Origin of the sequence: Leclercia sp. W17 (assembly GCF_003336325.1) — a bacterium.
GTDB lineage: Bacteria > Pseudomonadota > Gammaproteobacteria > Enterobacterales > Enterobacteriaceae > Enterobacter.
On sequence record NZ_CP031101.1, the window covers coordinates 3,782,451 to 3,796,274 of the forward strand.

Annotated in this window: 10 protein-coding genes; 2 read left to right on the forward strand and 8 right to left on the reverse strand. The window is 58.3% G+C overall.

Annotated elements, in window-relative coordinates:
- Positions 1–51: 51 nt before the first annotated feature.
- Complete coding sequence (gene queA, locus DVA44_RS18785; RefSeq protein WP_114387796.1) at positions 52–1,122, reverse strand: tRNA preQ1(34) S-adenosylmethionine ribosyltransferase-isomerase QueA; 1,071 nt, start codon at positions 1,120–1,122, stop codon at positions 52–54.
- 92 nt (positions 1,123–1,214) lie between these two features.
- Between queA and acpH the strand changes: the two genes are divergently transcribed.
- Both acpH and DVA44_RS18795 read left to right on the forward strand, forming a co-directional pair.
- Positions 1,215–1,796 carry an ACP phosphodiesterase gene (acpH, locus tag DVA44_RS18790; protein WP_103824018.1) on the forward strand — a complete coding sequence of 194 codons (582 nt, stop codon included), beginning with the start codon at positions 1,215–1,217 and terminating at the stop codon, positions 1,794–1,796.
- 127 nt (positions 1,797–1,923) lie between these two features.
- On the forward strand, positions 1,924–2,526 hold the full coding sequence (locus DVA44_RS18795) for a peroxiredoxin (RefSeq protein WP_040076949.1): 603 nt from the start codon (positions 1,924–1,926) through the stop codon (positions 2,524–2,526).
- Between the two features lie 43 nt (positions 2,527–2,569).
- On the opposite strand, the gene DVA44_RS18800 is transcribed toward DVA44_RS18795, so the two are convergent.
- The 7 genes from DVA44_RS18800 to phoB all read right to left on the reverse strand — a co-directional run bounded on the left by DVA44_RS18800 (position 2,570) and on the right by phoB (position 13,795).
- Positions 2,570–3,955 carry a DUF3999 family protein gene (locus DVA44_RS18800; RefSeq protein ID WP_114387797.1) on the reverse strand — a complete coding sequence of 462 codons (1,386 nt, stop codon included), beginning with the start codon at positions 3,953–3,955 and terminating at the stop codon, positions 2,570–2,572.
- Positions 3,952–6,567, reverse strand: a complete 2,616-nt coding sequence (locus tag DVA44_RS18805; protein WP_114387798.1) for a DUF2339 domain-containing protein — start codon at positions 6,565–6,567, stop codon at positions 3,952–3,954. The genes DVA44_RS18800 and DVA44_RS18805 overlap by 4 nt, the downstream gene beginning before the upstream one ends.
- A gap of 91 nt (positions 6,568–6,658) precedes the next feature.
- Positions 6,659–8,476 carry a maltodextrin glucosidase gene (gene malZ, locus DVA44_RS18810; protein ID WP_114387799.1) on the reverse strand — a complete coding sequence of 606 codons (1,818 nt, stop codon included), beginning with the start codon at positions 8,474–8,476 and terminating at the stop codon, positions 6,659–6,661.
- A gap of 131 nt (positions 8,477–8,607) precedes the next feature.
- Positions 8,608–9,981 (reverse strand): proline-specific permease ProY, encoded by a 1,374-nt coding sequence (gene proY, locus DVA44_RS18815; protein WP_114387800.1) that lies wholly within the window; start codon positions 9,979–9,981, stop codon positions 8,608–8,610.
- Between the two features lie 78 nt (positions 9,982–10,059).
- Positions 10,060–11,379, reverse strand: coding sequence for a branched-chain amino acid transporter carrier protein BrnQ (gene brnQ / locus DVA44_RS18820; protein ID WP_103178447.1), 1,320 nt, complete (start codon positions 11,377–11,379; stop codon positions 10,060–10,062).
- A gap of 409 nt (positions 11,380–11,788) precedes the next feature.
- Positions 11,789–13,084 carry a phosphate regulon sensor histidine kinase PhoR gene (phoR, locus tag DVA44_RS18825; RefSeq protein WP_103824012.1) on the reverse strand — a complete coding sequence of 432 codons (1,296 nt, stop codon included), beginning with the start codon at positions 13,082–13,084 and terminating at the stop codon, positions 11,789–11,791.
- A gap of 21 nt (positions 13,085–13,105) precedes the next feature.
- On the reverse strand, positions 13,106–13,795 hold the full coding sequence (gene phoB / locus DVA44_RS18830; protein WP_039031479.1) for a phosphate response regulator transcription factor PhoB: 690 nt from the start codon (positions 13,793–13,795) through the stop codon (positions 13,106–13,108).
- Positions 13,796–13,824: the final 29 nt, after the last annotated feature.

Consider the following 13,824-nt stretch of genomic DNA (forward strand, 5'->3'; position numbering starts at 1 on the left):
TTTCTCCTGCACCAGAAAAACAGTCCGGCGCGTTAAACCAGTGCCGCGGACTTATTCCCCGACACGTTCATTCAAAGCCTGCGGATTGTACGTGATAAACATCGCGTCACCGTAGCTAAAAAACCGATATTTTTGTTCTACCGCAGCCTTGTAAGCATTCATGGTGTTTTGATAACCCGCAAATGCCGATACCAGCATGATCAGGGTCGATTCCGGCAAATGGAAATTCGTTACCAGCGCGTCGATCACCTGATATTGATAACCCGGGTAGATGAAGATTTGGGTATCGCCGAAGAAAGGCGCAATCAGATCGTTTTTGGCGGCCTGGGCTGCGCTTTCCAGCGAGCGAACCGAGGTGGTGCCAACCGCAATCACGCGGTTACCGCGCGCTTTCGCTGCCAGTACCGCATCCACAACCTCCTGCGGCACTTCGGCATATTCGGAGTGCATGATGTGGTCTTCAATGCTGTCCACACGCACCGGCTGGAAAGTACCCGCGCCGACGTGCAGGGTCACAAACGCCATCTCAATGCCTTTTGCGCGCAGTTTTTCCAGCAGCGGTTCATCAAAGTGCAGGCCCGCGGTCGGCGCTGCTACCGCGCCAGGCTTCTGGCTATATACGGTCTGATACAGCTCGCGGTCGGCCTCTTCGTCCGGACGCTCAATGTACGGCGGCAGCGGCATATGGCCGATGCTGTTGAGGATATCCAGTACCGGACGCTCATCGTTGAACTGCACTTCAAAGAGCGCATCGTGGCGCGCCACCATGGTGGCATTGATGCTCTCGTCATCCCCCAGCAGCAGCTCCGCGCCCGGCTTCGGTGCCTTGGAAGCGCGAATATGTGCCAGAATACGTTTATCATCGAGCATTCTTTCGACCAGCACTTCAATTTTGCCGCCACTGGCTTTACGGCCAAACAGACGGGCCGGGATCACGCGGGTGTTGTTGAACACCAGCAGGTCGCCCGGGTCGAGCTTGTCGAGCAGATCGGTGAAGGTACCGTGCGTCAGCGCACCCGTCGGCCCATCCAGCGACAATAAGCGACAGCTACTGCGCTCCGGCATAGGATAGTGGGCAATCAGGGACTCGGGTAAATCAAAAGAGAAATCGGCGACGCGCATGGCATATACTCGTGACTTAAAAACAGGCGGCTTAGTCTAGTGCTCACACCTCTTTGCTGCAACAACTAGCCTCGCTTCGGATAACGAATCGCATGAATTTTCTCGCTCACCTGCACCTCGCTCATCTCGCTGACAGCTCCCTTTCCGGCAACTTGCTGGCCGACTTCGTGCGCGGCAACCCCGCTGAGGCGTATCCCGCCGACGTGGTGGAAGGCATCTTCATGCACCGCCGGATTGATGTCCTTACCGACAACCTGCCCGAGGTCAAAGAGGCAAAGGAGTGGTTCCGCCCGGAGACCCGGCGCGTGGCGCCCATTACGCTGGATGTGATGTGGGATCACTTTGTCTCCCGCCACTGGGCTCAGCTCTCCCCGGAGATGCCGCTGCCGGAGTTTGTCCGCTACGCCCATGCGCAGGTGGCGATCATTTTGCCCGATTCACCGCCGCGCTTTGTGAATCTGAATAGCTATCTGTGGTCGGAGCGCTGGCTGGAGCGCTATAGCGAGATGGATTTTATACAGCGGGTGCTTAACGGCATGGCCAGCCGCCGTCCGCGTCTCGATGCCCTGCGCGACTCCTGGCAGGATCTGGATGCCCATTACGACGCCCTGGAGACCCGTTTCTGGCAGTTTTATCCGCGGATGATGGAACAGGCGAAACATAAGCAGCTTTAATATAAATGTGATTGATAGGTAAAAGCTGGGTTAACGATTGTCAACGCCTCTTTGTCTTTCAGGTGAACACTCTCTATACTGGCCCGCGTTGCGTTCTAAATAACCTTAGTAATCACAGGAGAATCATATGGTTCTGGTAACTCGTCCGGCTCCGGATTTTACAGCTGCCGCCGTTCTGGGCAATGGTGAAATCGTTGAAAACTTCAACTTCAAACAGCACACCAACGGTAAAGCCACCGTTCTGTTCTTCTGGCCGATGGACTTCACCTTCGTTTGCCCGTCTGAGCTGATCGCGTTCGACAAGCGTTACGAAGAGTTCCAGAAGCGTGGCGTAGAAGTGGTTGGCGTCTCCTTCGACTCTGAGTTTGTACACAACGCATGGCGTAACACCCCTGTCGACAACGGCGGCATCGGTCCAGTGAAATACGCGATGGTTGCGGACATCAAACGCGAAATCCAGCAGGCTTACGGTATCGAGCATCCGGACGCGGGCGTTGCACTGCGTGGCTCCTTCCTGATCGACGCGAACGGCATCGTGCGTCACCAGGTAGTGAACGATCTGCCACTGGGTCGTAACATCGACGAAATGCTGCGTATGGTTGACGCACTCCAGTTCCACGAAGAGCACGGTGAAGTGTGTCCGGCTCAGTGGGAAAAAGGGAAAGAAGGTATGAACGCGTCTCCAGACGGCGTTGCTAAATACCTGTCTGAGAACGTATCCAGCCTGTAATTGGCACGGTTTACGAAAAAGGCCCGCTTATGCGGGCCTTTTTTTATGCCTTACGCTGTGTCTCCCGCCAGATGCGCCAGGCCATACCGGCCAGCAAAATCACGCCCGCAATCAGCACGCCCCACACCAGCAGCGTGGTCATCCTGCTCTCCCGCTCGGCCGCGGAGGTGGCGGTCAGACGCCCCTCGCCGCCTAAGGCAACATTATCCTGAAGGTCAGCCTGCGGCAGGTTTGCCATATCATAGGATTTGCGCAGATCGGCAGGGATCAGCATGTCGGGCTCCACCTTTGCAGGCTTTGCCGCCCCGTTGCCCCAGGCGAGCACATACGGCGCTTTACCCTGCGCGTTGAACACCAGGTCATAGCGGTCGCGATGCCCCGTGACGCCCGGCAGATATTCTGGCAAACGCGCACTCAGCGTCGTGATTTTCACTGCCTGCACCAGGCCCCCGTTAAGCGAAACCGGTGGAGACATTTTCCCCTCCAGACGGTAGAGAACCACTTTTTTCAGCGGGTGCCATGCCTCTTTTTCGCTACTCCGCCACGCTATCTCCACGGGAAGGACGCCATCGCCATTCAGTAAGATGCTGACAGCACTCAGCGGCTGCGGTCGCGCCCAGTGCCACTGGGCTTCACTTGTCGATAACTGTTCTCCTTCCCCCTCCAGGCTGATCTCTTCCGGGGCCGCCTGGGCAGGTGCGCTAATTGCGTTTACGCCGGTCAGGGTTATCTCCTGGCTCTGCGTATTCAGCACCACCATGAGATAGCGATTCGCATCGGGAGATAAAACCGTATCGGTATCGATCCGGTCGAGCTTAAGGCGATCCTGGCCACTGACCACGTCCAGCAGGGGCATATCCTCGCGCAGGGTATACCACTGCTTAAGATCCTCGCTGTAATAAACCGACGCCGTTCCCTGCCACGGCGTCTGAGGGCTATTCCAGAGCAGCTGCAACTGGGACAGGGCCATCTCGCCCGTAGCCTGCTCCGGCAAGGTCAGCAGATAATGTTGCCCGGCTGCGGCGGCTTTTTGCCCCTCGAGCACTATCTCTACGCCGTTTCGGGAGCGGAGCAGGATTTTATCGCTATCCTCATCCCCGCGCGCAGGTGCAAGCGGCGAGGCGTTCAGAGGAAAGAGGCGAAGTGGTGTGGATTGCACTGACGCTTGCGGACGCGTCGCGGTGACCAGGCTGAAGGGAACCGGCTCGCCCGACTGATTAAAGACGCGGACATCATGCAGATCGGGTGACGTGCTCTGCTCATAGACGGCAAGCGGCAGCATCACCCGATACCACTGGGAAGGGACGGACGTATCCAGTGAACGCCCAAAGGCATAGTCCTGGGGCGATTCCGTTTGTCCCTCGTCGCAAAACGCCGGGCCGGAAAGCACCAGCAGCGCACTACACGCTACCGCTTTCATCCATTTCATTTTTCATCTCCTGTTTTGGGCGGCAGCGGTGAGAAATAACCCACGATCAGTACCAGGATCGCCACGCCGATAAACGCCACCGCGCGCGACAGCCCGCCTCCGCCCGCGCTGTCTACCAGCATCAGTTTAACCATCACGACTCCCAGCAGCGCAGCGCCGCAGAGCCACTCCTGCCGGGAAGCCCGACGGGTAGCATGGATCATGACCACCAGCGCGCTCAGCATCCAGAACAGGGCAAAACAGGTCTGGACAAGCCGGGAATCCCACAGCGAGGCCATATTCCAGGCCACGTCGCCATACCAGGCCAGCGCGCGCATTAGCGCACCGTTAAGCCACCAGAAGCCAAACGCCATAAGCGCGACGGCAGGCCACGGGCGGGCTTGCGAAAGCCGCGCGGGATAGTAACGATCCACCGCCCGATAAAAGACCACCAGCCCCAGCAACGCGAACGCGGCACCTTCTTCAAGCGGGTTCACCAGCGGCAGCCAGGTCTGTCGGTAGACCACGCCGTCCTGGAAATTGGTGACGACCAACAATACCAACAGCGCCACGACAACAGGGATCGGTGCCAGGCAGGCGTATAGCGCAGGCCACTCCCGGAACGGCCACCCGTGACGCCGTACCGCCGCAGAGAGCGCCATAATCAAACCGCCACCTGCTGCCATCGCCAGTCCACTGCCCCAGGCCACCATTCCCCACGGCAGCGACCGGGCAAACCAGTAAAGCTCGGCGGCCAGCGCCAGTAAAATCATCCAGAACAGCGACAGATGCAGCCCCATCGCGATGCGCGGCAGGAGCCTTTTACCGTCGCGCCGCAGCAGCATCAGTGCGACAGGAAGTGCAGCGCACCAGGCCAGATTTGACCAGCCAGCGGCAAAGATCTGCTGATGCCAGAGCTGATAAGCCACCATCAGCAGCATCAGCGGCCAGAGCAGCCATTTGCTGGCATCCAGCTCCCGCCACGCCAGACGAGCGGCCACCTGCCGCCAGCCCCAGACCGAGACGGCCGAGAGCGCCAGCACGCCTGCCAGAGCAGATAATTCCTGCTTCAGCATCAGCTGCGACGCCCCCAGCAGCGCCACTATCCAGAACAGCAGCCCGCCGGCCAGCAGTACCCCACTGACGGGCAGAACGATTTCCCGCCACAGCCAGGCCGCAGCCAGCCAGCAAAGACTGAGGACGGCGAAGATAAGCAGCAGGCTCAGCGATGTCACACCGTTCGTTTGCGCCCACAGCGCGCTACCCAGCGCCAGCACCAGCAGCGCCGTCCCGCTATAGCTCATACGCCGCTGCTGCTGTTGCACGCCCAGCCAGAGGATACCCAGCCCCTCCAGTGCCCAGGCCATCGCCGTCCAGCGCGCCGACAGCGCCAGCGGAATGGCGAGCGTGGCAAACCCGCCGCCGATCGCCAGCGCCGCCATGACCAGCGGCCGACCGAGGGAGGGATAGCGCCGCAGGGCAAGGAATGCGAGGGTAAGATAAAATGCGCCGTAACCCAGCGCGCTGAGCGCCGGACCATATTCCCAGTGGCGGGTCATGCCGTACTGCATCCCGAAGCCTATCAGTGGCGGGGCAAACAGCAGCACGCCGTCGATAATCTGCTTCCCTTTCTCCTGCGCCCGCAGCGACAGCGCCACGCTCAGCACGCCGAATATCAGCGTATTGGCAATCAGGAACAGCTGGCAGACCCCATAGTCTTCAGGCCGGTAGTCGCTTAGCCCCCACAGGCCAGCCACGCCGAATGTAAACAGCAGCCCGAGCAGATTCAGCTCGCGCCAGTGTTGCCAGATGCTGATAGCGAGAATGCCGATGGAAAGCAGGAGGTAGAATGAGAACAGCGCCACAAAGCTGCCGCCTCCGGTAGACAACAGCAGCGGCGCAAGATACCCACCGAGACTCGCCAGCATAGCGAGGCTCAGGGCCCTCTGCAGCACCGCCAGCCCGACGCTCGCCGCGCAAATGACCACCAGCAGCGCAAAGGCCAGCGTCATCGGCAACATCTGCCAGAGCCGGAAAGCACCAAAGATGGTCAGATAGAGGATGCCTGCCGCTCCACCCTGGAGGATCAGCGAATAGACGCGCTGTCTGTGCCGCAGCCGCCACCCGAGGACCAGCAGAACCATAGCAAGCAGCGCCGTCGCGGCCAGGCGCAGCTCAAGCGGGAACAGGGCGTGCTCGACGGTATAGCGCAGGAGGAATGAAAGACCGAGAAAAAGCAGCAGGATCCCAAGCTTCGCCAGCGGATTGCCCCGCATGAACCAGCGCACCAGCGACGTCAGCATGCCGCCAAAGGCAGAAGGCTGTTTTGCCGCGGGCGCAGGAGCCGGAGCCGGTGCTGCCGCGGCAGCGGGAATATCCGGGCGCCAGGGGTCGACAGGCGCGGGCGCGTCGTCAACCACTGGCTCAGCCACGGCCACCGGCGCAGCGGCCTGTTCAGGCTCCGGTGCTTTCTCTGCCACGCCGCGCTGCTCAAGAGCCTCAATGCGCTGGCGAAGCCGGGCAATCTCCTGTTTCGCCGCCGTGCTTCGATTAAATCCGATAACCGCAAGCACGGGCGCAACCACCAGCGCAAAAATCAGGAACAGACAGCCAAGGATGTAAAGCTCGTCCATGTTTCCACCTTCACCGTTAACGATCCGTTAAGATTGACACAAATCGTTGCATTTACGCCATCTTAAAAGGTGGTAGCCGTTCCGCCCGATATTAACTACCGAACCAGACCGCAGCGGAGACTGCCTGAAGCGTGAGCACGCCGTCCTGGAACGTCGCTTTACCCTCTTTGCTCTTCCACGTTTTCCCCGCCAACAGCGGTGAATCTTCCAGCACCACTTCGCAGGCCTCGCCCCGGTTAATCGCCACCAGCACGCGCTGCTGATTATAGACGCGAACAAACACCACCACGTTGTCGTGGGCGTAGACCACCTGACAGCCGCCGTAGCGCAGGGCCTGGCTCTGCTTGCGCAGCTTAATCAGCCGCTGATAGAGCGCCAGTAGCGTCTGGTCCTGCTTTTCAGCCTCCCACGGGAAGGTTTTACGGCAGAACGGATCATTGTTGCCATCGAGCCCCACCTCGTCCCCGTAATAGATACAGGGCACGCCAGGCCAGGTAAACAGCCAGGTGACCGCCAGCGGCAGGCGAGCGACATCCTTACCGAGCAGCGACTTAAAGCGGGCGGTGTCATGGCTGTCGAGCTGGTTAAACATGCGTAGCTGCTGCTGATGCGACAGGCTGGCGCGGTAGTTATCCATCCATTTTACGCAGGTTTCAGCGTCGATGTTCTGCGGATCGTAAGAGATATCGGTGTTGGCAAGGAAGCCCCACAGCGGGAAGGTGAAGCCGCGGTAGTTCATCGCTGAATCTTCTGCATCGGCCTGCAGCCACTGGCGGGCGTCACCAAAGTGCTCGCCAAAGACGAAGGCCTCCGGATTGGCCTGCTTCGCCGAACGGGTGATCCCGGTAACATGCTGAAGATTATGGCGCGCCCCACCCTCTTCTCCGAGCATATGCACCACATCCAGCCGCCAGCCATCCATATTCCACGGCGCTTTCAGCCAGTGACGAACAATACTCTCCTCGCCGCCGTAGATCTCGTTCACCACCCCTGACGACTGATAATCCAGCTTCGGCAGGCTGGCGTAGCCCAGCCAGTCGAGGGCGCGGCCCTCGTCGTCAAAGCTATACCAGTCGCGCTGGGGCGAGTCCGGGTTATGACAGGCGCCGCCGGTTCCGCGGTTGTGGCGATCAAACCAGGCGTGGGAGTCCCCGCTATGGTTAAACACCCCGTCCAGGATCAGGCGCATTCCCTCCCGTTGGGTATTCTCCCGCAGGCGTAACAGGGCCTCATCGCCGCCAAACCGCTCATCCACGTGGCGGTAATCTTCGGTGTCGTATTTATGCACGCTGGGGGCGACAAACACCGGATTGAGATAGAGTGCCGTGACGCCGAGTTTTTTCAGCCAGGGCAGCTTTTCACTGATGCCGTCGAGATCCCCACCGTAAAAGGTGGAGCCCCCCGCCTGGGCGGTGACCGGTTCGTCCCACTCGCGGAAAATCGTCTCATGGCCTGCGGCATGGTGATAATAGGTTTTGTCCAGCTCAGGGTTGCGCCGCTGGCTGCGGGCAAAGCGGTCCGGGAAGATCTGATAAAAGACCTGCTCGACCACCCACTGCGGCCCGGCATCCGGGTAATCAATGGCGAACTGCTCCAGCCGGGCGGGAGGAAAGCGGCTGAAGCCCTGCGGGGTGAACCACAGCTGGCGGTTATGCCAGAGCATTTTAAAGCTGTAGCGGTGCCGCGGCTGCCCCTTCGTCGTGTCAATGGTCGCCCGCCAGGCAGTGACGCCCGGCTGCGGCTGGCTGCGCTGCTTATGCATCGGCAGCGAGGTCTCTTCGTTATCGAATTCAGCGCGAAGCGTCACCCGCTCAGGCAGGTTTTCCCCTGTCAGCCACAGGGTGATGACAAGTTTGTCGTTGTTTTGTTTAACAAATGGGGCAACCGGCAGGTGCCATGCATTCAACATCTTTTATCCCCTTTCCCAGAAATGAGGCCACCTTGCCACAGGGTAGTTGATGTTCCCTCCTCATGGAGAGATTTATTGGGGGAGGAGGAAGGGGGAGGAGAAAAATGCCCGGCGTTTGCCGGGCATTTCGGTTACTGAGCTTCTGCTAACTGGCGCTCGCGGCGGCGTTTAAAGACCCATCCCACCAGCAACAGCGCAATCCACGCAAAGCCGACATACAGCGAGATACGGGTTTCCGGGTGGTAACCAATCAGGCCGATAATAAAGACCAGGAAGATCAGGCCAGCAACGGTAGTTGCCACGCCGCCCGGCACTTTAAACTTCAGCGCTTTTACCTCTTCAGGCGACAGACGGCGACGGAAGCCAATCTGCGACATCAGAATCATCATCCAGACCCAGACGGTGGCAAAGGTTGCCAGCGACGCGATCACCAGGAAGACATTCTCCGGCATGATGTAGTTCAAATAGACCGACAGCAGCAGCGCCACGGTCATCACCAGCACCGTCACCCACGGCGTGCCGCGGCTGGAGGTTTTGGCAAACGCCTTCGGCGCACTGCCCTGCTCGGCCATGCCGTGCAGCATGCGCCCCACGCCGAATACGTCGGCATTGATGGCGGAGAGCGACGCGGTGAGCACCACGAAATTCAGAATACTGGCGGCGAAGGTGATCCCCAGATGCTGGAACGTCAGCACAAACGGGCTACCGTTCGTGCCCACCTGGTTCCACGGATAGATGGACATGATCACAAACAGCGTGCCCACGTAGAAGACCAGGATACGCATCGGCACCGAGTTAATGGCGCGCGGAATAGACTTCTCCGGATCTTTCGCTTCCCCGGCGGTGATACCGATAATTTCGATCCCGCCGTAGGCAAACATCACCATCTGCAGCGACATCACCATGCCTATCCAGCCGTTACTGAAGAAGCCGCCGTTACTCCACAGGTTATGGATGCCGGTTGGTTCACCGCCGTTGCCGATACCCCAGATAATGATGCCAATACCGGCGGCAATCATGATGATGATGGTGGCCACCTTAAAGAAGGAGAACCAGAACTCCAGTTCGCCAAACACCTTCACGCTCATCAGGTTGATAGCGCAGATGATCAGCACCACGCTGAGCACCCAGATCCAGTGCGGCACCGCCGGGAACCAGACGCCCATATAGATGCCGAAGGCCGTTACGTCGGCAATGGCGACAATCAGGATTTCGAAGCAGTAGGTCCAGCCGGTGATATAGCCCGCCAGTGGGCCTAAGTTTTCCTGCGCATAGCGGGAGAAGGAGCTGGCTGAGGGGTTATGAACGGACATCTCTCCCAGCGCGCGCATGATGATGTAAGCGGCAACACCGCCGATAAGATACGCCAGCAAAACGCTGGGACCGGCCATTTTGATGGCATCTGCCGAGCCATAAAAAAGACCAGTACCGATCGCAGAACCCAGCGCCATAAAGCGGATGTGGCGGGCGGTAAGGCCCCGCTTCAGTTTGTTAGAGCTTTCCATTTACGTCTTGCCATTCAACACAAAAAAAACAAAAAACCACGGGGCCATAAGCCCCGTGGTTGAACATTTATCCGTTGATTAGTGCGCGTTCGACGTTACCCGACGCCCCGCAGCACGATCCCAGATTACGGCCAGAACCAGTGCAACAACGGTAGGCATCAACCAGGCCAGGCCCTGTTCGGACAGCGGCAGACGCTGTGTCCAGGCAGGGAGCGTATCGCCGATAGCCGATGCTTTAATGCCGTCAAGGATACCAAAAAGCAGGCTAATAAACATGGCCGGGGCAATAATTCGGGAAGAATTATTCCACCAACCGCGGGTGAAGCTCAGCACCACCAGCACGATACACGGCGGGTAGATGGCCGTCAGCACCGGAATGGAGACCTGGATCAGGTGGCTCAGACCGAGGTTAGAGACCGCCATGGAGAAGATACCGAGGATGAACACCAGCGTACGGTAAGAGAGCGGCAGATACTGGGCAAAGAACTCGGCGCAGGCGCAGGTCAGACCCACCGCCGTCACCAGACAGGCCAGGAAGATCAGGATCGCCAGCAGGAAACTCCCCGAACCACCGAAGGTATTCTGAACATAGGCATGCAGGATAGCCGCGCCGTTTGCGCTCTGGTCTACCAGGGCCGCGCTGTCAGAACCCAGACGGAACAACGCCAGATAGAGCAATGTCAGGCCTACGCCCGCAATCAGACCCGCCCAGATGGTGTAGCGGGTCAGCAGACGCGCTTCGGTCACACCGCGGGAACGGGCGGCGTTCACAATGACGATACCAAACACCATCGCGCCCAGAGTATCCATGGTCAGGTAGCCGTTGACAAAGCCGTTAGAGAACGCGGCGTTTTTGTAGGCGTCCATTGCATCGCTGATCGGGCCAGCAGGCCAGATAACGGCAGCCACGGCCAGGACAATCAGGGCCACGATTTTCAGCGGCGCGAGGAAGTTACCTACGGTATCCAGCAGCTTGCCCGGATAGAGGGAGACCAGAATCACCAGAGCAAAGTAGATCAGGCTGTAGATCAACAGCGGCATAGCGCCATCGCCGGTCAGCGGAGCGATCCCCACTTCAAAGGAGACGGTCGCGGTACGCGGGGTGGCAAACAGCGGGCCGACGGCCAGATAGCAGACGGTTGCCAGCAGAATACCTGCGACTTTCCCGATAGGGGTGCTCAGGCTATCCACGCCGCCGCCAACTTTCGCCAGCGCAACGACGGTCAGCACCGGCAGGCCAACCGCGGTAATTAAAAAGCCAATCGCAGCGGTCCAGACGTGTTCACCCGCCTGTAAGCCAACCATTGGAGGAAAGATGATGTTGCCAGCGCCAACGAACAGCGCAAATGTCATAAAGCCCAGCGCGATGATGTCGCGCGATTTCAATTGATGGGTCATAAAACCTTACTGCCTGTGGATGTGGTGTTGAAAACGTTGAATTTTTCGCTATCCGTTGCGGAACAAAACAGCGGAAAAAATGTGCAACCTCAGCGGGAAATGCTTCCCTACCGGCGTGGAGAAGAATAGTTTTTCGATTTACCACGCAAATACAGTCTGTCCGACGATATCAGGGTGGCAATTTAAACGCTTATAACGTTTAAAGGCAATATGGGATCTCAAAACCAGAACAATATGCCAACTCGAAAGTTAGAAGTGGGATAATAAACCATTTATAAGAAAAACTCATGGCTAATCATGCGAACAAAAAAGCAACAGGCGTATAATATTTATTCGCGCTTCGCTGAACTGCAAAGCAAACAGGCCAGCATTAGCTGGCCTGTGGCAATTTCTGATTACAGTGACGCCGTCAGGCGCTGTTACTGGCAATCAAACGTTCCGGGATCACAAAGCTAAAACGCGTACTTTTCCCCGGCGTACTGACGATATCCAGGCGGCTGTCGTGGTGATTAATGGCGTGTTTAACGATCGCCAGCCCCAGGCCACTGCCCCCCGTCTGCCGGGAGCGCGCCTTATCCACCCGGTAAAAACGCTCGGTAAGACGCGGAATATGCTCCGGGCCGATACCGGGACCATCGTCTTCCACGCTGAACTCCGCTCCCGTTGGCGCATGCTGCCAGCGCACGGTGATGTGGGTGCCAGGCGGGGTATGATTCACCGCGTTATAGACCAGGTTAGAGATGGCGCTGCGCAGCTCGTCGGTACTGCCGCGTACTTTCAGGCTGTTATCCACCTCAAAGGTGAGCTGATGCTGCTGCTGGCTTAACGTCTGCGCTTCGCGCTCCAGCATTCGCAGCATCATCGGCACGTCGATGGTTTCATTCAGCGCCAGGGTTGGTGCCGCCTCAATGCGGGAGAGAGTCAGCAGCTGCTTCACCAGCCCTTCCATGCGCTGCGTCTGCTCACGCATGGTATGCAGCGCTTTTTCCCGCGGCGCACCTTCCAGCGTCTGCTCCTGCATCATCTCCAGATAGCCCTGCAATACCGTCAGCGGGGTGCGCAGCTCGTGGCTGACGTTGGCGAAGAAATTGCGCCGCGCCCCTTCAAGCTGGTGCATTTGCGTCACATCCCGCGCCACCATCAGCCACTGCTGGTCGCTGTAGGGCATCACGCGGATCTCCAGATGGCGACCGTTGTTCATGACCAGATTGTGCGGGCGGGTAAAATCGCGTTTCTTCAGATACTGCGCAAACTCCGGATAACGCAGGAGGTTGAGGATATTCTGCCCGTTATCATCCGGCCAGCGCAGGCCCAGCAACTGCTGCGCCAGTCCGTTACACCAGAACATCGCCCCCTCTTCGGTGGTCAACACCACCGCATCCGGCAGCGATTCGGCGCCGCTGCGAAAGCGTTTGATCAGGCTGCCCAGCTCGCGTCGGCGTTTTTTATTACGCATCTGCATCTGGTGCAGACCATACAGCAGAGGTTCCCAGCTGCCGCTTCCTGGCGGTGGGGTCATACTTCTGTCAACCCATAGCCACCATGAGAGGCGGAGCAGATTCCAGAAGTGCCAGATCAGCAGTCCGGTGACTGCCGCCAGCAAAAACCAGGGTAAATAACCGAAAACAGCCCCGAGGATCAGGGCCGGAATACAGCAGAGTATCAGTTCAAAACAGAGCCTTTTCCATGACAGCCGTTCCAGCACGCGTCACACTCCTGTCATTGTTCAGAAACGGGTTGAGAAACGATAACCCGTGCCGCGGACGGTCTGCACCATGCGATCGTGACCGCTGGTTTCCAGGGCCTTGCGCAAACGGCGGATATGCACATCCACCGTGCGATCTTCAACATAGACGTTAGTGCCCCAGACATTGTTGAGCAACTGCTCGCGGCTATAGACGCGTTCCGGGTGGGTCATGAAAAAGTGCAACAGTTTGAATTCCGTTGGTCCCATATCGAGGGGATTTTCACCGGTCATTACGCGGTGCGAGGTAGGGTCCAGACTCAGCCCCTGCATCTCAATCACCTCTTCCACCGCCATCGGTGAAATACGGCGCATCACGGCTTTAATGCGCGCCACCAGCTCTTTCGGGGAAAACGGTTTGGTAATGTAGTCATCCGCGCCGGTCTCCAGACCGCGAACGCGATCTTCCTCTTCGCCGCGGGCCGTTAACATCATCACCGGAATATCGCGGGTTAACGCTTCACGTTTAATATGTTTGATGAATTGCAGACCAGAGCCACCAGGCAGCATCCAGTCGAGCAGGATCAGATCGGGCCAGGGTTCGTTGAGCTGGTTCACCGCGCTGTCGTAATCTTCGGCCTCTATCGGTTGAAAGCCATTTTGTTCGAGCACGAAACAGACCATTTCGCGAATGGGTGCTTCATCTTCTACGACCAGAATACGTCTCGCCATACTTAGCCCTGTCTTATTAAGGTTACATG